The sequence below is a fragment of the Flavobacterium chungbukense genome, from assembly GCF_020805785.1.
Classification (GTDB): Bacteria; Bacteroidota; Bacteroidia; order Flavobacteriales; family Flavobacteriaceae; genus Flavobacterium; species Flavobacterium chungbukense.
The window spans coordinates 1,104,028-1,125,773 of sequence record NZ_JAJGZV010000001.1; the positions used below are offsets into that span (position 1 = coordinate 1,104,028).

Annotated in this window: 10 protein-coding genes; all 10 read left to right on the forward strand. The window is 35.9% G+C overall.

The genetic code is table 11. From position 1 onward, the window contains the following. Window positions 1-115 precede the first annotated feature (115 nt). Window positions 116-3,268 (forward strand): DUF6298 domain-containing protein, encoded by a 3,153-nt coding sequence (locus LL966_RS04450; RefSeq protein ID WP_229350591.1) that lies wholly within the window; start codon window positions 116-118, stop codon window positions 3,266-3,268. A 278-nt stretch (window positions 3,269-3,546) separates the two neighbouring features. Next, complete coding sequence (locus LL966_RS04455; RefSeq protein WP_229350593.1) at window positions 3,547-4,950, forward strand: glycoside hydrolase family 140 protein; 1,404 nt, start codon at window positions 3,547-3,549, stop codon at window positions 4,948-4,950. Between the two features lie 230 nt (window positions 4,951-5,180). Further along, on the forward strand, window positions 5,181-6,749 hold the full coding sequence (locus LL966_RS04460; RefSeq protein ID WP_229350595.1) for a glycoside hydrolase family 28 protein: 1,569 nt from the start codon (window positions 5,181-5,183) through the stop codon (window positions 6,747-6,749). A 79-nt stretch (window positions 6,750-6,828) separates the two neighbouring features. Continuing rightward, complete coding sequence (locus LL966_RS04465; RefSeq protein WP_229350597.1) at window positions 6,829-7,746, forward strand: glycoside hydrolase family 43 protein; 918 nt, start codon at window positions 6,829-6,831, stop codon at window positions 7,744-7,746. A 133-nt stretch (window positions 7,747-7,879) separates the two neighbouring features. Then, entirely contained in the window at window positions 7,880-9,745 is a 1,866-nt protein-coding gene (locus LL966_RS22920; protein ID WP_229350599.1) for an exo-alpha-sialidase, read from the forward strand. A gap of 186 nt (window positions 9,746-9,931) precedes the next feature. Beyond that, a complete protein-coding gene (locus LL966_RS04475; protein WP_229350601.1) occupies window positions 9,932-12,712 on the forward strand; it encodes a glycoside hydrolase family 78 protein in 2,781 nt (926 codons plus the stop codon). Between the two features lie 207 nt (window positions 12,713-12,919). After that, window positions 12,920-14,338, forward strand: a complete 1,419-nt coding sequence (locus tag LL966_RS04480; RefSeq protein ID WP_229350603.1) for an alpha/beta hydrolase — start codon at window positions 12,920-12,922, stop codon at window positions 14,336-14,338. A gap of 285 nt (window positions 14,339-14,623) precedes the next feature. Next, on the forward strand, window positions 14,624-17,074 hold the full coding sequence (locus LL966_RS04485) for a glycoside hydrolase family 95 protein (RefSeq protein WP_229350605.1): 2,451 nt from the start codon (window positions 14,624-14,626) through the stop codon (window positions 17,072-17,074). A 102-nt stretch (window positions 17,075-17,176) separates the two neighbouring features. After that, the gene (locus LL966_RS04490; RefSeq protein ID WP_229350607.1) at window positions 17,177-18,745 is read left to right on the forward strand and encodes an MGH1-like glycoside hydrolase domain-containing protein; all 1,569 of its coding nucleotides are present in this window, start codon (window positions 17,177-17,179) and stop codon (window positions 18,743-18,745) included. Between the two features lie 180 nt (window positions 18,746-18,925). Continuing rightward, window positions 18,926-21,676, forward strand: a complete 2,751-nt coding sequence (locus LL966_RS04495) for a glycoside hydrolase family 78 protein (RefSeq protein WP_229350609.1) — start codon at window positions 18,926-18,928, stop codon at window positions 21,674-21,676. The last annotated feature ends 70 nt before the right edge of the window (window positions 21,677-21,746 follow it).

Genomic DNA, 21,746 nt, shown 5'->3' on the forward strand with positions numbered 1-21,746 from the left:
GCGTGAGATTTCTCGTTCCTCGAAATGACAAAATTGTGGAAAAAGACAAACCTAAAAATTATATGAGCTTATATTACTTATATGGTTTAATTTTAAAGTCTAAATAAATAATAAGGTGAATTTTATCCAATTTAAAAATACAATCTCCCTTCAAAAAGATAAAATAGTTTTGTCTGGTTTGGCGATGCTTTTCAGTATAAACATCACAGCCCAAAACAATTTCCCAGATATCATCAAAACCAAAGAAGGAAAACTTTCTTTTACAACTGACAATCAAGGAAATCAAATTCCTGATTTTTCTTTTGCAGGATATAGAAACTCTGAAGTTGCCATTCCGAATTTGGATAACAAAATTTTTGTTTCGCAGCAAGAAGAAGATGCAACGCAGAAAATCCAAAACGCGATTGATTATGTAAGTGCATTAAAACCGGACAAATCAGGATTTCGTGGAGCAGTTTTGTTAGACAAAGGAACTTTCAAAATCAGCGGAACATTATACATTAGAAAATCAGGAGTTGTTTTAAGAGGAAGCGGAAATACTGAAAATGGAACTGTACTTTTAGGAACCGGATTAGAAAGAGAAGCTTTAATTAGAATTTTAGGTTTAAACGATAAAGCGTATAAAGATTCATTTGAATTCGCTAACGCATACACACCACTTGGAACTCAGAAAATCCAATTAAAAAACACTTCAAAATTAAAAGTTGGAGACGAAATTGAAATCAGTAAACCTTTAACGGATAATTTTATTAAAGAAGTAAACATGCAGGATTTCGGCGGAGAAACTTCTTGGATTGGCTGGAAAAAAGGCGATTGGACGACAACTTGGAATCGTGTTGTAACCAAAATCAACGGAAACGAAGTAACTGTAAATGCACCAATCACTATGTCTTTGCATGATGTTTTCGGAACTTCAAAAGTAAGTGTTTACTCTTGGCAAGGAAGAATTGAAAATAACGGAATTGAAAATATCTTAATAAAATCAACTTACAATTCTTCAAATTTAAAAGACGAAGAGCATAGATGGCAGGCCATCAGCATCGAAAATACCAGAAATGCTTGGGTAAAACAAGTTAATTTCAAGCATTTTGCAGGCGGAGCCGTTACGGTTTTAAAAACAAGTCAGCAAATTACGGTTGAAGATTGTATTGCAACAGAACCAATTTCTGAAATTGCTTCATTCAGAAGACATACTTTTTATACAGAAGGTCAGCAAACACTTTTCCAACGTTGTTACTCCGAATTTGGATATCATGATTTCGCTGTAGGCGGATTTGGAACAACGGGTCCAAATGCGTTCGTACAATGCGAATCACATTTGCCATTCCAAAACAGCGGTGCAATTGGAAGCTGGGCAACTGGAGTTTTATTTGATATTGCCAATATCGATGGAAAAGCATTAAGTTATAACAATAGAGAACAAGGCGGAAGAGGAGCAGGATGGACAGCAGCTAATTCTGTAATCTGGGAATCATCGGCTTCAAAAGTAGAATGTTACAGTCCGCCAACAGCAAAGAACTGGGCTTTTGGAGTTTGGGGACAATTTGGAGGAAACGGACACTGGAAAAACGTAAACGAACATATCAGTCCAAGAAGTTTATTCTACGCACAACTAGAAGCCAGATTAGGAAAACTTCCAGTTCAGCCTTTTATCTATGATTTAGGTTCAGAAGCTTCTTCAAGTCCGAGTGTAGAAGTTGCTGCAGAATTGACTAAAAATTCAGCAACAACGGCAAAAAGTTTACAAGAATTGATTGCAGAAGCTTCAAAAGCAAATCCGATTAAAACAGACAGTAAAGGTTTAAAAAATGCAAACGATTTAAAAGTTGCTTCAAATAAAACTGAAAAATCAACTTCTAAAGTTACGATAGAAAACGGTTGGTTAACTTTTGAAGGAAAAGTAATTGCAGGAAAACAAACCAACGTAGCTTGGTGGAGAGGCGATTTAACGGATGATTTCGTAAATAAATCAACACCACACATTACGCGTTTTGTACCTGGAAGAACAGGAAACGGATTGACTGATAAAGTGCAAGAAACGGTTGATTATTTAACTAAAAACAATATCGTTGCCTTAGAACACAATTACGGTTTATGGTACGACAGAAGAATGGATGATCACGAACGTGTACGCCGAGTTGATGACGATGTTTGGCCTCCATTTTACGAACAGCCTTTCGCTAGAAGCGGAAAAGATTTCGCTTGGGATCATTTAAGCAAATACGATTTAACAAAATTCAATGATTGGTATTGGAGTCGTTTAGCTCAGTTTGCAACGCTTTCAGAGCCAAACGGACAATTGTTAATCAATCAGCAATATTTTCAGCACAATATTTTAGAAGCTGGAGCGCATTGGGCAAGTTCGCCTTGGCGTTCAGCAAACAATATCAACAGCACAGGATTTCCAGAGCCGCCGCCTTACGCAGGAGACAAACGTATTTTTATGGCGGAGCAGTTTTATGATATTACCAATGCACAAAGAAGAAAATTACATGAAGGTTTCATCAGAAAATCATTCGAGAACTTTCAGGAAAACAGCAATGTAATTCAGTTAACAAGTGCTGAATATACTGGTCCGTTACATTTTATGGAATTCTGGTTAGACCAAGCCCAAAAATGGAAAGACGAAACAGGAAAAAAAGGCTTAATTGGATTAAGTGCTACAAAAGACGTTCAGGATGCTATTTTAAATGATGCTAAAAGAGTAAAAACCGTTGATGTAATCGACATTCGTTACTGGTATTACAAAGAAGACGGTTCAGCTTACGCTCCACAAGGAGGCGTAAATTTAGCACCAAGACAGCACGCTAGAAAGCTAAAAACCGGAAAAGAAACCGATAATCAAGTGTATCGTGCAGTTAGAGAATACCGAGAAAAATATCCTGAAAAAGTCATTTTATATTCAACAGATGGTTCTTCAAGATTTGGATGGCCTGCTTTAATGGCGGGAGCTTCATTGCCAAACATTCCAAAAATCGAATTACCACAGTTTTATGCCGCTTTAAGCGAAATGAAATTAGTTGACGGAAATACGTTTTCAGACAATCTTTGGAAGTTAGAAAACAAAGGAAAAAGTTACCTTTTCTATTTGAAAAATGATCAGGATATCACAATCGATTTAGCAAACGAAAAAGGAACATTTGAAGTATTTGCAATCAATGGGATAACAGGAAATATAACGAAAAAAGCAAATATCAGCGGAGGAAAACAAGTGACAATTCCACAAGCTGAAATAAAAGAAAAAGTGCTTTTTGTAGTGAAGAAATAAAAGAAGGGTTTGCCACGAATTAGCACGAATTTAATTTTGAATTAAATCTGCTCAATCTGAAAGATCTGCGAGAGTAAATTTTTCACGCTCCCGATATTTATCGGGATAAAAAAGATAAAAGCAGATTCAACAGATTTTTAAATTTTGATCTGCGTAGATCTGCCAAAATCTGAGAAATCTGCGTGAAACAATAAACACAAGCAGAATAAAAATTAGTGAAAATTCGTGCAATACGTGGCAAACAAACCTACAAAACATAAATTCAAAAACAAACCAAAATGAATCTGAAAATTAAATCTTTATACGCTCTTTGTATAAGCTTTATGTTTACAGCACAAAGCGGATTTTCGCAATCTGCCAAAACAAAAGCATCTCTGCCTGAAATCAAAGTATCTAAAAATCAGCATTATTTTGTTACCGAAAACGAAAAACCATTTTTCTGGCTGGGCGACACAGGCTGGCTGGCATTCGGAAAACTAGATAGAGCGGGAGTAGAGAAATATTTCAAAGACAGAAAAGAAAAAGGATTTAATGTCATTCAGGTAATGGTTTTGCATAACATCAATGCCGTTAACGTTTATGGTGACGCAGCTTTAATCAACGAAGACGTTTCAAAACCTTTGCTTACAGCGGGAAATGATTTCGAAGATGCGAAGCAATACGATTACTGGGATCATGTAGATTACACTTTAGATGTAGCTCAGAAAAATGGAATTTATCTAGCAATGGTTCCAGTTTGGGGAACCAACGTTTCAAAAGGAAATAAAGTAAGTAAGGAACAGGCAACTGAATATGCGAAGTTTTTAGCTAACCGATATAAAAACAGAACCAACGTAATTTGGTTAAACGGAGGAGATACACACGGGAACGAATTTCAGGACATCTGGAATGCCATCGGAAATACTTTAAAAACAAATAATCCAAACCAATTAGTGACTTTCCATCCGTTTGGAAGAACTGATTCTTCAGAGAATTTTCACAATGAAAAATGGCTGGATTTCAATATGTTCCAATCAGGACACAGAAGATACGATCAGGATTCATCAAAAACGAATTTCAAAGAAGACAATTACAAATTTGTCGTAAGAGATTTCGAATTAAAACCAACAAAACCAGCACTTGACGGAGAACCATCTTACGAAGGAATTCCACACGGTTTGCACGATACTTTACAACCAAAATGGACCGCAAGCGATGTTCGTCGTTACGGATACTGGTCGGTTTTATCAGGAGGTGCAGGTTACACATATGGACACAACGCCGTAATGCAAATGTTTAGAAAAGGCGATAAACCAGCGTACGGAAACAAAGAATTATGGACATCAGCGATCAACGCACCTGGAGCAAAGCAAATGGTTTACATTAAGAAATTAATGGAAGAAGTACCATTTTTAGAAGGAGTTCCAGATGTTTCTTTAGTAGTGAATCAAGGAGAGAAATACGATTATATTCCGGCTATAAGAGGAGAAAGATATGCTTTATTATACACCTACAATGGAAGAATAATAGAAGTAAAACTTGGAAAAATAGCTGGAGATAAATTCGAAGCAACTTGGTACAATCCTAGAAATGGAAAGAAAACTAAAATAGGAACATTTGATAATAAAGGAACTCAAAATTTTCAACCAGTAGGTAAAAAAGAAGATGGCAATGATTGGGTTTTGATTTTGAAGTCAAAGTAAAAAAAGTCTAGTATGTCGTCCTGAGCGAAGTCGAAGGACCGCAAAGATTGGACACTGTAATTGATATTGCATGCGCTCTTCGACTTCGCTCAGGGTGACAAAAATGAGAATAAAATATTTCACGCAGATTTAAAATGATTTAAGCAGATTCTGCAGATATTTTAAAATATAAATCTGCGTTGATCTGCCATCCCGATAGCTATCGGGAGCGTGAAACCAAAAACACAACTATGAAAAATATACTAATAATACTCTGCTTCATCACCGGATTAAACACCACTTTCGCAAACGACGGCTGGTTGAATATCTTAAAAGAAGGCGGAAACAACAAAGGAATAAAATGTACTCAAGCCATTCAGAATGCAATTGAAAAAGCATCTAAAAATGGCGGAGGAACAATCTTTTTTCCAGCAGGAGAATATTTAACAGGAGCCTTAACATTAAGAAGCAACATTACGATTCATTTAGATTCTGGAGCACTTTTAAAGTTCTCAGAGAACTTCGATGATTTCCTTCCTTATGTAGAAATGCGTTACGAAGGAATCGTAATGAAAAGTTTCCAGCCTTTATTTTACGCAAAAGATGTTCAAAATATCACCATTACAGGAAGAGGCGTAATCGACGGACAAGGTAAAGCATGGTGGAATGAAGTGTACCGAATCGAAACGGCTAAAGAACCACTTCCTCCTACCAAATACCAAACCATGTGGGAGGAGCAAAACAAAGGCCTTTATACAGAACCCTATTACAAGAGGACAGTTGACAAGAAATTCTTTAGACCTTCTTTTTTTCAGGCTTATAATTGTAAAAACATTTTAATAGAAGGCGTAACCTTTCAAAATTCACCTTTTTGGACCATCAATCCAGAATTCTGTGATAATGTAACCGTTACGGGAATTTCGATTTTTAATCCGCATTCGCCAAATACAGACGGAATCAATCCTTCTTCGTGTACCAATGTACATATTTCAAACTGCCATATCAGCGTTGGAGACGATTGTATCACGATCAAATCAGGTAGAGACGGAGACGGACGTAAATACGGAAAAGCAACAGAAAACGTAACAATCACAAATTGCACGATGTTAAGCGGTCACGGCGGTGTTGTAATTGGAAGTGAAATGTCAGGCGGAATCAAAAAAATCACAATATCCAACTGTGTTTTCGACGGAACAGATCGCGGAATCCGTATCAAATCGGCTCGTGGAAGAGGCGGAGTTGTAGAAGATATTCGTGTCGATAATATCGTCATGAAAAATATCAAAGAAGAAGCAATCGTTTTGAGCCTTTTTTACGATAAGGGAACGCAAGTTGAACCAGTAACGGAGAAAACTCCGATTTTCAGAAACATTCACATGAGTAACATTACAGCTTCAAACGTAAACAAAGCTGGACAGATTTTGGGAATTACCGAAATGCCTATTCAAAACATCACTTTCTCGAACATTAATATGGATGGAAAAGAAGGTTTTACAGTAAGTACGGCCACAGATGTTGAATTTCACGATGTAAAAGTAAATGCAACAGTAGGTTCTTCTTTCAAAATTTCAGATTCAAAAAATATTATTTTAGACAACGTCGGATCTTCAACAGCGATAAAAGGAGTTCCAGTTATCAAATTAGAGAATGTTTCGAATGCGTTAATCAACAATAATTTTCCATTCAACCCAACGGATATTTTTATCGAAGCGGATGGAAAAGACACTAAAAACATTTTCTTAAAAAATAATGTTTTAAACAACGTAACAACGAAAATAAAAAAAGGAGCTTCTTTAGATAAAAAAGCAATTACAGAATAGATTATAATAACACTGATTTCACGAATTTGAACCAATTTAATTCGTGATAATTCGTGAAATCAGTGTTTAATTTTATATCATGAAAAAAATATTCATTATAGTAACCCTTTCACTTTTCGCGATTAGTTATTCTCAGAAAAAGAAAGATTTGTATCTTTTTACGTCGTTTAGAGAACCCGCAACAGAAGGTTTATATTTGGCGTACAGCGAAGATGGTTATAATTGGAAAGGATTAGAAGGCTCATTTTTAAAGCCAGAAATCGGAGCGAGCAAAATCATGCGTGACCCGTCAATAACAAAAGGAGGTGATGGTACGTATCACATGGTTTGGACAACCGATTGGAAAGGTGGAAATGGTTTTGGTTACGCAAGTTCAAAAGATTTGATTCATTGGTCTGAACAGCAGTATATTCCAGTAATGAAAAACGAACCTGAAGTAGTAAACGTTTGGGCGCCTGAAATTTTTTATGATGATGTTAAAAAAGAATACATTATTATCTGGGCATCGACCATTCCGTTTAGATTTCCAAAAGGAGTGGAAGAAGAGAAAAATAACCACAGAATGTATTACGTAACGACAAAAGATTTTAAAACTTTTTCGGATACAAAATTATATTACGATCCAGGTTTCAGTGTAATTGATTGTGTGATTGTCAAAAAAGGAAAGAAAGATTATGTTTTGGTTTTGAAAGACAATACAAGACCAATGCGAAACATAAAAGTAGCTTTCGGGAAATCGCCTTTAGGACCGTTTCAAAAAAGTTCTGAGCCTTTAACCGAATATTTATCAGAAGGCCCTACAGTAGTAAAAGTCGGTAAAAACTGGTTGTTGTATTATGATAATTACGGTTCAAAAAATTATAAAGCGTTAAGCACAAGAGATTTTGTTCGTTTTGAAGATGTATCTTCCAAAATAAGTCTTCCCGAAGGACACAAACACGGAACGATCACAACAATCTCTGCGGACGTTTTAAAGGGATTAATTGAAAAGAAATAGATAGAAAAATTTCACGCAGATTTAAAATGATTAAAGCAGATGAGGCAGATTTTATTTTAATCAAAAGCAGATCAAAAAATCTGCTTACATCAGCTAAAATCTGCTAAATCTGCGTGAAACAAAAAAATATAAAATGATTACTTTCCAAAAAATAAAAACCAACATCATAACCACAGCCACAATCGTATTGGCTTGCACGGCTGTAAATGCACAAAACGATACTGTGCGTTATGTTGGCAAAACACTTTCCAACATCGATTATCATCACGGACAATTAAGTCCAGCGATTGGAGTTCACGCTACACAAATTATGCGTGCAAGCCGTGAACATCCTGAAAAAGCAGATGGTTTTGGATGGACATACAATCACCAGCCGATGATGGCGTATTGGAATAATACTTTTTATCTGCATTATTTGAGTGATCCTTCTGGCGAACATATTCCACCAAGTCAGACTTTATTAATGACTTCAAAAGACGGTGTAACGTGGACAAAACCAGAAGTGATTTTTCCAATTTATCGAATTCCAGACGGATGGAAAAAAGAAGGCGTTGAAGGCGTTTCAAAAAACTTAGATGCGATTATGCACCAAAGAATGGGATTTTATACTTCAAAAGACAAAAGACTTTTTGCTTTAGCGTATTACGGAATCGCAATGGATGAAAAAGACGATCCAAATGACGGAAAAGGAATTGGTCGTGTTATTCGTGAAATCAAGAAAGACGGAAGTTTTGGCGAAATTTATTTCATTAGATACAACAAAACTTGGGATAAATCGAAATCGAAATTCCCATTTTATACAACATCAAAAGACAAAGGTTTGAAAAAAGCCTGCGAAGAAATTTTATCAGAACCATTGGTTTTACAGCAATGGGTGGAAGAGGCTGATCGTGACGATGAATTGATTCCGTTGCAGAAACCATATAAAGCATTTAGTTATTACCATTTGCCAAACGGAAATGTAGTGGGTTTATGGAAACATGCTTTAACTTCAATCAGTAGAGACGGAGGAAAATCTTGGGATTATATGCCATTGCGCGCTCCTGGATTTGTAAACAGCAACGCCAAAATCTGGGGACAAAAAACGTCAGACAATCGTTATGCGACACTGTATAATCCGTCAGAATATCGTTGGCCTTTGGCAATTTCAACAAGCGATGATGGAATGAATTATAGAGATTTATTATTGGTTCACGGAGAAGTAAGTCCGATGCGCTACGGCGGAAACTACAAATCAGCAGGCCCTCAATACGTTCGTGGAATTACAGAAAAGAATGGAACTCCCCCAGACGGAAAAATTTGGGTTGGATATAGTGTAAATAAAGAAGATATTTGGGTAGCTTCGATTCCTGTTCCTGTAACTTCAGAAGTTAAAGAACAAGCAAATGAAGTTTTCAATGCGCTTCCAGATGGAGAAGAATTGAAATTATGGAATACGTACGATCTTTCTTGGGCATCAACAAAAATCGAAAAGAAAGCCGATGGTAAAAAATGGCTGACGTTAAGAGATCAGGATTATTTTGATTATTCACGTGCCGAAAGAGTAATTCCATTTACAGCAAAATTAGAAGCTGTTTTTATAGTAAAACCAGAACAGAATAATCATGGTTTACTGCAGATTGAATTTCAAAACAAACAAGGCTTGCCTTCAGTAAGATTGGTTTTTGATAGTGATGGACAATTAAAAGTAAAAACAGGAGCACGTTTTAATACAATCGCCAAATACGAAGCGAATAAAACATATAAAGTAGTTGTAAAGTTGGATGCTAAAAATCGTTCGTACACCGTAAAAGTAAACGACGAAAAAGAATCAACAAAGATATTTTATGCGCCAACAGATGGTTTTGATCGAATTATGTTCCGCACAGGAGAGCAAAGACATACGCCAAATCCTGACACCGAGCCAGATATAGACGATTACGATGATCTGCCTCAAACTGGAAAATTAATTCCAGAAGCAGTATTCAATATCGAATCTTTGATTACTAAAAAATTATAAAGAAAAAATAGCCACGACCCGAGCGATAGCGAAAAATCAAAGCAATTCACAAATTATTTTTATAATCGATTCGTAGTTTTTCTCATAAATTAATCGAATTATACTTTCGGTAAAAATTGGAGAAATAAAAACGCAAAGAATAATTAGAGAAAATTCGTGAATTCGTGGCGACAAAAAAATATAAAAGTGAAGTTTTTTAAAAGCATATTATTAGCCGTTTGTCTTCTAGGAACTTTAGTTTCTAATGCGCAAGTTCTGCCTGTAAGTTTAACAACAGAAATGGCTGAAAATCCATTAGCAGTGGTTCAGAATCAGCCGAGATTAAGCTGGCAATTGGTTTCAAAAGAATCCAATGCATCACAGGTCGCTTATTTGATTTTAGTAGCTTCATCAGAAGAAAAATTAAATAATGACGATGGCGATATATGGAACAGTGGAAGAGTAAATACAGATAAAAATCTCCATATCGTTTACAACGGAAATCCATTAAAAAATGAAACCAAATATTTCTGGAAAGTAAAAGTTTGGAATCAATCAGGGAAAGTTTCAAAATGGAGTAGAACAGCTTCGTTCAGAACAGCTTCATTAGAATCCGATTTAAATCCTACTTGGATTGGTGCCATTACCAAAGCCGACAGCCATTTACCGGAAGGAAGAAACTACCATACAGCCACTTTCAACAGAGAAAAAAAGAACTCATTTATCAATGCTTCCGATTCTTTAGCACGCAGAAGTATTATGCTTCGTAAACCTTTCGAAGTAAAAAAAGAAATCAAAGAAGCTGTAGTTTACATTTCAGGTTTAGGACATTACGAATTGACGATCAACGGAAAAAAAGTGGGTAACAGTCAATTTGCGCCATTGTGGACAGATTATGACAAAACGGTTAATTACAATGTTTACGAATTAAGTGCAAAAGAATTTCAGAAAGGTGACAACGTAATTGGTGTTTTGTTAGGAAACGGAATGTACAACACGCTTGCCGAAAGATATACCAAATTCTTTGTGAGTTTTGGTCCGTCAACTTTGTTCTTTAAAATGAAAATCAAATATAATGATGGTTCAGAAGAAATTATAAAGTCAGATGGATCTTGGAAATACAGTAAAAGTCCAATTACCTATAACAGTATTTTTGGAGGAGAAGATTACAATGCCAATTTAGAACAAAAAGGTTGGAATCGAAAAGGTTTCAAAGATAGAGATTGGAAAAAAGTAGTCGTTCAGGAAGCGCCAAAAGGAGTTTTAAGACCGCAGACTGCTCCGCCAGTCACTATTCAGAAAAGATACGAAGTTAAAACCGCAAAAGAACTGAAACCGAATTTTTATGTTTTTGATATGGGACAGAATCTTTCGGGATTTCCAACAATCAAAGTAAAAGGAAAAAAAGGTCAGACGATTCGTGTTTGGGTTGCTGAAGGATTAAATGAAGAAGGCACAATTGCGCAGGGAAGATCTGGAAAACCGTATTATTATGATTATACTTTAAAAGGAGATGGAACAGAAGAATGGACGCCAAAATTCAGTTTCTACGGCTATCAATATGTTCAGATTGAAAACATCAATTATAAACAAGCTAAAAACAAAGAGCTTCCAACTTTGGTTGATTTAAAGTCAAATTTCATTTACAATTCGGCTGGAGAAGCAGGAAGTTTTGCCTGTTCGAATGAGATTTTTAACAAAACGCACGAGCTGATAAACAATTCAATTAAAAGTAATTTTCAAAGTGTTTTTACCGATTGTCCGCAACGTGAAAAGTTAGGATGGCTAGAAGAAATTCAGTTGAATGGTCCGGGTTTAATGTTCAATTATAACTTGCAGACTTTCCTTCCTGCAACCATGCAGAATATTTCTGATTCCCAAAGAGAAAATGGTTTAATTCCGACAATTGTTCCTGAATATGTCATTTTTGGAGGTGATTTTACCGATTCTCCAGAATGGGGAGTCACAGGTGTAATTCTGCCTTGGATGTATTATGAATATTACGGAGATGCTTCATTATTAGAGAAATATTTTCCGATAATGAAGAATTACGTGGATTATTTAGGAACGAAAGCAACAAACCATATCGTTTCGCACGGATTAGGCGATTGGTACGATTACGGAACGCATCCGGCAGGATATTCTAAAAATAGTCCGATTGCGCTTTCGGCGACTTCGCACTATTATTACGGAGCTTATTTAGTGGCAAAAGCATCAAAATTATTGGGTAAAACGGAAGATTTTGAAAAATACAATGCATTGGCTTCAGAGATTAAGACCGCTTTCAACAAGGAATTTTTCAACGAAGAGACCAAACAATACGGAACAAGCAGTCAGTTTAGCAATGCCGTTCCTATATTTATGGATATCGTAGAACCACAGTATAAAGAGGCAGTAATGAAGAATTTATTAGCCGATATCAAAGAAAAAGGAGATCGTTTAACAACGGGAGATGTTGGAAATCGTTACTTATTCCAGACTTTAGCAAGAAATGGCGAAAACGAAACCATGTACAGAATGCACAATCATTATGATGCGCCGGGTTATGGTTTTCAGATTAAATTTGGCTTGACCACTTTAACCGAACAATGGGATCCGAGAAAAGGAAATTCGTGGAATCACTTTATGTTAGGGCAGATTGAGGAATGGTTTTACCAAAGTTTAGCCGGAATTATGTCCGATCCTGAAAAACCGGGTTTCAAACATTTCTTTATTCAGCCGGAAGTAGTTGGCGATATGACTTTCGCGAAAGCGGACTATCAATCGGTTTACGGGAAAATTGCTTCTTCTTGGGAAAAGAAAGACGGTAAATTTATTTTGACGGTTCAAATTCCGGTAAATACAACAGCGACAATAAAATTGCCAGTTGCTAAAAATTCAGAAATAAAAATTGATAATAAAAAAGTTAGAGCAGGTTTTGATGAAAAAGCGCAAAAACCTGTTTTGGAATTAGGATCTGGAATTTATACAATAGAATGTCAGTTGTAAAATGTGAAATGTGATTTGTAAAAATGTTTAATCACTTTTTCCATAAATTAAAAAATAAAAATTAATTGCCTACAGCTTTAGCTGGAGGTTTGAAATAAGACAAGTCACAGGTATTTAGCCAAATGAAAAAGTTCGACTAGAGCCAATTTTAGAAATCAATTTGTTTTCCTCCAGCTAAAGCAGGAGGCAAATCAAAAAAATGTAATAATGAAAAAAATAAAATACATCTTCTTAGTTTCCATTTTTGCTTTGACATTTGCCAATGCGCAAAGTACTTCTGATACTAATTTTAGAAAACCAGTTTCGGAAACTTTAAAAAAAATCGAAACTACTTTTAAAGTCACAATCAACGATGATAGAGGTTTATTAAAAGGAAAAGAACTTGACTATGCAGATTGGAGAATTGAACCTGGAAATTTAGCGCTTTCGCTGACCAATATTTTGGCACCGTTTGAATTGATGTATTTCAAACAACCCGATGGAACCTACATCATACGCAAGTATGAAAACCATAAAGTTTCGGTAGATAAAGGAAAAGAACGTTTGTTCTATTTAGAAAGCCTTTATTCAACTAAAGAAGAATGGGAAAAACGTAAAAAGGAGTTAAAAGCTTGTATGATAACCTCATTTGGATTAGAAAAGGCTCCCCCAATGCCAAAATCTAAACCACTTTTAACTCCAAAAAGAATTTACAAAGACTACAGTGTCGAAAATATTGCTTTGGAAATTCTCCCTGGTGTTTATGCAACAGGATCGATTTACAAACCGTATCCGCTAAATAAAAAAGCAGCTGTTATTATTACTCCTGATGGACATTTCGGAGATGGAAGATATAGAAAAGACGAACAGTATCGTTGTGCAATGATGGCTAAAATGGGCGCAATTGTTGTAGGCTATGATTTATTTGCTTGGGGAGAATCTTTATTGCAGTTTCCAGAAGAAACGCATAGAAATAGTATTGCATCAACCGTTCAATTGCTTACAGGAATTCGTTTATTGGATTATTTAGCAACCGTAAAAAATGCTGATATGTCGAGAGTTGGTGTTACAGGTGGTTCTGGCGGAGGTTCGCATACCATGTTTTTAGCAGCAATTGATGATCGAGTGAAAGTTTCAGCTCCTGTTGTAATGGTTTCGTCTCACTTTTCAGGCGGTTGTCCATGCGAAAGCGGTCGTGGTATTCACTTATGCGGAAACGGAACAAACAATGCCGAAATCTCAGCAATGATGGCTCCAAAGCCACAACTAATTGTTTCTGATGGAAAAGACTGGACATTAGCAGTTCCAGAATTGGAATTTCCTTTTATCCAAAGAACCTATGAATTATATGGGAAGAAAGATTTAGTCGAAAATGCTCATTTTCCAAAAGAAGGGCATGATTTCGGAGTTTCAAAACGTATGGCTTTGTATCCGTTTATGGCGAAATATTTAAATCTTGATTTGAATAAAGTGAAGAATGATAAAGGCGAAATCGATGAATCGACTTGTGTGATTGAACCTTATGATAAATTATATGTTTTTGGAAACAAAGCTGAAAATCTGCCAAAAAACGCACTGAAAGACATCAACAAATTATATGAAATGTTCGGAGAAAAAAATCTGAAAGTTTACGAGGTAAAAAAATAAAAAAGTTGCCACTAATTTCACGAATTGGCACGAATTTTTTTTTCTGCCACAGATTAAAAGATTAAAAGGATTTTTTATTTCCCTAATCTGCACCCCGAGCGACAGCGAACATACGAAGCAAATCTGTAAGAGTATTTTTTTTCACGCAGATTTAGCAGATCTGGCAGATTTTTAATCAGTGGAAATCCTTTAATCTGTGGCAAAAAAAAATTAGAGAAATTGAAATAAAAATTAAAAAAGAAATTAGTGCAATTCGTGTAATTCGTGGCAAGAAAAAAAATATTTATGAAGTTAAAAATTAAAATAACGGCAATCTGTATCGGGATTTTTTCCTTGACTGCAACAGCACAAAATGACCTGAAATTATGGTACGATAAACCAGCAGCAATCTGGAACGAAGCCTTGCCATTAGGCAACGGACGTTTGGGCGCAATGGTTTTTGGTGATCCGGCAGTAGAACGTTTGCAATTGAACGAGGAAACGATTTGGGCGGGTTCTCCAAACAGTAATGCACATTCAAAATCGATAAAAGCACTTCCAATTGTTCGTCAGTTAATTTTTGATGGAAAATTTGATGAAGCACAGGATTTGGCTACACAAGATATTATGTCGCAAACCAATGACGGAATGCCGTATCAGACTTTTGGAAGCGTTTATATTTCCTTCGCAGGACATCAAAAATATACGAATTATTACCGTGATTTAGACATCAGCAATGCTACAGCAAAAGTAAAATACAAAGTAAACGGCGTTGAATTTACAAGAGAAATTCTAACCGCATTTTCAGATCAGGTTATTGTGGTGAAACTTTCTGCTAGTCAGCCAGGACAGATTACTTGTAACGTTTTCATGAACAGTCCCATCGATAAAACAGTCGCTTCGACAGAAGGAAACCAGATTATCCTTTCGGGAGTTGGAACTAACTTTGAAGGCGTAAAAGGGAAAGTAAAATTTCAGGGAAGACTAACTGCTAAAAACAAAGGCGGTGAAATCGATGCCAGCAACGGGGTTTTAAGCATCAACAAAGCCGATGAAGTGACTTTATACATTTCTATTGCTACCAACTTCAAAAACTATCAGGATATTTCAGGTGATGAAATTGCGAAAAGCAAAGGCTACTTGGCGAAAGCTGAAACAAAAGATTTTGAAACGATTAAGGAAGCCCACGTTGATTATTATCAAAAATTCTTCAACAGAGTATCTTTAGATTTAGGTTCGAATGATTTAGTTCAGCAACCAACAAACCAAAGAATTAGAGATTTTTCGAAACAGTTTGATCCGCAATTGGCTGCTTTATATTTCCAATTTGGACGTTATCTTTTAATTTCAAGTTCACAACCAGGAGGACAGCCAGCCAATTTACAAGGTATTTGGAACGATATGGTCGCTCCGCCTTGGGACAGTAAATACACGACCAACATCAATGCCGAAATGAATTATTGGCCGGCACAAGTAACCAATTTACAGGAAATGCACGAACCTTTTGTGCAAATGGCAAAAGAGTTGGCAGTAACTGGTGCAGAAACAGCTAAAACGATGTATAATGCCAGCGGTTGGGTTCTACATCACAACACTGATATTTGGCGCGTAACTGCTCCAGTAGATTCAGCTGCTTCGGGAATGTGGCCGACGGGTGGTGCTTGGGTTTGTCAGGATTTATGGGAAAGATATTTATATACAGGAGATAAAAAGTTTCTGTTAGAAATTTACCCAATCATGAAAGGTGCGGCCGATTTCTTTTTGGATTTTATGGTTATTGATCCTAATACAAAATATTTAGTGGTTGTTCCGTCAAGTTCACCTGAAAACACACATGCAGGCGGAACAGGAAAATCTACGATTGCATCAGGAACGACAATGGACAATCAGCTGGTTTTTGATTTGTTTACACATGTTATGGAAGCTTCGGCTTTGGTCGCTCCAGATGCTGCTTATGCGAAAAAGGTGAGTGATGCTTTGGCAAAAATGCCTCCAATGAAAGTAGGTAAACACAATCAGTTACAAGAATGGCAGGACGATTGGGACAATCCGAAAGACAATCACAGACACGTTTCGCATTTGTATGGCTTGTATCCAAGTAATCAGATTTCGGCAGTAAAAACGCCTGAATTATTTGAAGCCGCTAAACAATCTTTAATTTACAGAACAGACGAATCTACAGGCTGGTCGATGGGATGGAAAGTGAATCTATGGGCAAGATTATTAGACGGAAATCATGCTTATAAATTGATTCAGGATCAATTGCATTTGGTAACAGCAGACCAAAGAAAAGGCGGCGGAACGTATCCGAATATGCTAGATGCACATCAGCCCTTCCAAATTGATGGGAATTTTGGATGCACAGCTGGTTTTGCCGAAATGTTAATGCAGAGTCAGGAAGATGGGATTCATTTACTGCCTGCTTTACCAAGTGTCTGGAAAGATGGAAGCATAAAAGGTTTGGTTGCCCGAGGCGGATTTGTAATTGATATGACGTGGAAAAACAATAAAGTTTCGGAATTGAAAATCTATTCAAAAATTGGAGGAAACTGCCGATTGAAAGTAGAGAATATGCTGAAAGGTTCGTCACTAAAAAAAGCAAAAGGCAAAAATACTAATCCGTTGTTTTATGATGTGGAAGTGAAGAAACCAATTATTTCTAATGAAGCAAAATTGCCTAAAGTACAATTGCCAAATTATAATATTTATGATGTAAATATGAAAGCGGGGCAGACGTATACTTTTACTGGAAATTAAAAATATTTTAAAACCATATAAGTAATATAAGAAAATATAAAGTAAAGCTTAATTGAACTTATATTACTTATATGGTTTAACTTTAAAAAGATTGAATTTTAAATGTTGACAAATTTCAAACATAAAATAATAACACTTTCAATTGTAATCGCTTGTATAAACAGCGGTTGTAAATCTGGTGCAGTAGAATCCCAAAAAGGGAAATCGTTTATTTTAAAAGAAAAGAACTTCAAACATTATGTGGATTATTTCAACACGATGGAAGATGAAAATTTGAAGTTTGCGATTCCGAATGATTCAGCTTGGACCTGGATGGAAAAGAATATTCCGTTGTTTGAATGTCCGCAGCAAAATTTTGAGGAAATCTATTATTTCCGTTGGTGGAGTGTTCGTAAGCATATAAAAAATACACCACAAGGATTTGCGATTACAGAATTTTTGGTAGACCGTTCATATGCAGATAAATACAATATGATCAGTTGTGCTTTGGGACATCATATTAACGAATTTAGATGGGTTCATGATCCGAAATACATTGAGCAAGATGTAAAACTTTGGTATAGAGGAAATGATGGAAAACCGATGAACAAATTGTATAAATTCAGCAGTTGGACAGCCGATGCTTTATATAATCGTTATTTGGTAAATAAAGATCAAAAATTCTTATTGGATTTATACCCAGACATGGTTACAGATTATGCGGTATGGGAAAAAGACCGTCAGCGTAAAGATGGTTTGTTTTGGCAACATGATGTAAAAGATGGAATGGAAGAATCCTTAAGTGGCGGGCGTAAAGTACAAAATGCAAGACCAACGATTAACAGTTATATGTACGGGAATGCTATAGCGATTTCTAAAATGGCTGAATTGAAAGGCGATAAGGAAATTGAAGTAAAATTCAAGGCAAAAGCTGACATTTTACAACAATTAGTAGAAACGAAATTATGGAATAAGAAAAGCGAGTTTTTTGAAACTTTCACAGAAAAAGATACATTAGCGCAAGTTAGAGAAGCAATCGGATTTATTCCGTGGTATTTTAATCTTCCTGAAAAAGGAAAAGGTTTTGAGAAAGCCTGGGAACAAATTAAAGATGGAAAAGGATTTTCGGCTCCGTTTGGTTTAACAACGGCAGAACGTAGAAGTCCGCGTTTTAGAACTCACGGAACAGGAACCTGCGAATGGGACGGCGCTATTTGGCCATTTGCAAGTTCGCAGACGTTAACCGCTTTGGCGAATGTTTTGAATAATTACAATCAGAATTTTGTAGCCAAACCTGATTATTTCAAGCAAATGGAATTATATGTTCAATCGCAATATTACAGAGGGAAACCTTATCTTGGCGAATATTTGGACGAAACAACGGGTTATTGGTTAATGGGCGACAGAGAAAGAAGCCGTTATTACAATCATTCGACTTTCAATGATTTAGTGATTACAGGTTTGGTTGGTTTACGTCCGAGAGCAGATGAAAAGATTGAAGTAAATCCGTTGATTCCACAAGAAAAATGGGATTGGTTTTGTTTAGACAATGTTTTATATCACGGAAATATCATTACGATTCTTTGGGATAAAACGGGAGAAAAATATAAAAAAGGTAAAGGTTTTAGAATCTTTAGAAACGGGAAGGAAATTGCGGTTTCTGAAAGATTGGAGAAGTTAGTTTCTGAATAAAATTAAAAATTGTTACGCAGAATTTTTCAAGCAGATTTTAAACAGATTTTAGCAGATTAGAATAGATTTTTTGATGTATAATCTAATCTGTAAAATGATAATAAAAATCTGTGAACATCTGCCTAAATCTGCCAAATCTGCGTGAAACAAAAATTATCGCAAAGGCAATAAAATAAAATCATGAAAAAGTTTTTTTTACATCTTACAATAATCATTTCACTTTTCACTCTTTCGGCGAAAGCCCAAAATAAAATCATTGTAAGTGATTTAAAATGTGAAATGCTGACTAATCCTGAAGGAATTGACGTTTTACAGCCAAGATTGAGCTGGAAAATTAAAGCAAGCGTAAATGATGTAAAACAAACTCATTATCAAATTTTAGCTTCTTCATCTTTAGAAAAACTAAATGCCGGAAACGCAGATTTATGGGATAGCGGAAAAGTGCAAAGCGACGAATCTGTAAATGTAATTTACAACGGAAAAAAGCTAAAAGACCGACAAGATGTTTACTGGAAAGTAACGGTTTTTACGAATAAAGGCGAAGTTCAATCAAAAGAAACAGCGCACTTCAGTATTGGAATTTTGACTTATGCTGATTGGAAATCGACGCGTTGGATTGGTTATGAAAAAACTTCTCCAGGAGACAGTATTTCACAATATTCCAGATTATCAGCGAGATATTTAAGAAAAGAAATTGATCTGAAAAAGAAAGTAAAAAGTGCCAAAGTTTATATCATGGGAATGGGCTTGTACGAGCTATACATTAACGGAAATAAAATTGGCGATCAGGTTTTAGCTCCCGTTCCTACAGATTATACGAAGAATTTAAAATACAATGTTTTTGATGTGACTTCACAATTGAAGGAAGGCAAAAACACATTGGGAACGATTCTAGGAAACGGACGTTTTTTTACGATGCGTCAAGACTATAAACCCTATAAAATCAAAACTTTTGGTTACCCGAAAATGGCTTTGCAGTTGTTTGTAGAATATACGGATGGAAGTAAAGATGTTATTAGAACTGACGATACTTGGAAAATTACGACCGACGGACCGATTTTATCGAACAACGAATACGATGGTGAAGAATATGATGCCCGTAAAGAAATGAAAGGCTGGAATATCATCAATTTTAATGATAAAAAATGGCTTTCAGCTGAATATGTGCAAGAACCGGGCGGATTCTATGAAGGACAGATGTCGGCGAATATGAAGATAAAACGCGAAGTAAAACCTATTTCAATCAAACAGACTCCAAAAGGAACTTTTATCTTAGATATGGGGCAAAATATGGTAGGTTGGTTACAATTGAAAGTAAAAGGAAATGCGGGCGATAAAATCACGATGAAATTTGCAGAATCTTTACAATCAGATGGTTCATTATATATTGCCAATTTACGTGATGCTAAAACAACTGATATTTATACGTTAAAAGGTGAAGGCGAAGAAGTTTGGGAACCTCGTTTTATTTTTCACGGATTTCGATTTGTGGAGATTTCAGGTTTTAAAACAAAACCCACTTTAGAAAATTTTGTTGGAAAAGTGGTTTACGATGACATTGCCACAACGGGAACTTTTGATTCTTCTAACCCAATAATGAATCAGATTTTTAAGAATGCGTGGTGGGGAATCAGCGGAAATTATAAAGGAATGCCAATCGATTGCCCGCAGAGGAATGAGCGTCAGCCTTGGTTGGGAGATAGAACAACGGGAGCTTACGGCGAAAGTTTTTTATTTGATAATCAGACGTTATATGCCAAGTGGTTAGATGATATTAAGAACTCACAAACTATCGATGGTGGAATTCCAGATGTAGCACCAGCTTTCTGGCGTTATTATGGTGATAATGTAACTTGGCCGGGAACTTATATTACAGTTGCGGATATGTTATATCAGCAATTTGGAGACAAAAAAGTAGTGGAAAAACAATATCCGTCGATGAAAAAATGGATGGATTATATGGAAGAAAACTATTTGGTTGATGATATTATGACCAAAGATAAATACGGTGACTGGTGTGTTCCGCCAGAATCGTTAGAATTAATTCGTTCGAAAGATCCTTCTCGATTAACTGATGGTGAATTGATTTCGAGTGCGTTTTATTATCAGCTGTTAAACATCATGAAGAAATTTGCAGTAATCGCCAATGCACAAAATGATATTAAACATTACGACGAATTAGCTTCAAGAATCAAAAAAGCATTCAACGCTAAATATTTTAATGCAGCCAAAAACAATTACGCCAATAATACCGTAACAGCCAATTTACTGCCATTAACTTTCGGAATGGTTTCAGAAGAATTGCAACAAAAAGTTTTCGAAAATCTGGTTCATGAAGTGGATGTGACTAAAAACGGTCATGTAAGCACGGGAGTTATCGGAACTCAGTTTTTAATGCGAACCTTAACTAACTTTGGTCGTGGCGATTTGGCTTTCAAATTGGCCTCAAACAAAACCTATCCAAGTTGGGGTTATATGGTAGAAAACGGCGCAACAACCATTTGGGAACTTTGGAACGGGAATACTGCTGATCCCGCAATGAACTCGCAAAACCACGTCATGCTTTTAGGCGATTTATTGATTTGGTATTACGAAAATATGGCAGGAATCAAGAGCAATCCTGAAACTCCGGGCTTCAAACAAATTCTTATGAAACCCGATTTCAACGCTGGATTGACCTATGTAAATGCTTCTTTCGAATCAATTTACGGAACGATTAAAAGTGATTGGAAAAAAGATAAAAAAGGATTGGTTTGGAATATTACTGTGCCTGCAAACACAACAGCTGTAGTATATCTTCCTGCAAGTGCTGATTCAGCAATCTCGATTAATAAACAAAAGTTGGATAAGACTTCTTATGCTCATTCAACAGAGAAAAATCAAATAGTTGTGACACTTTCGTCAGGAAATTTTACAATAAACGTTAAATAATCTGCATTTTTGCTAATTCGGGACAGTACAGGATACATTGTTAATTTTTTCGTGTTATTTTTACACTTAT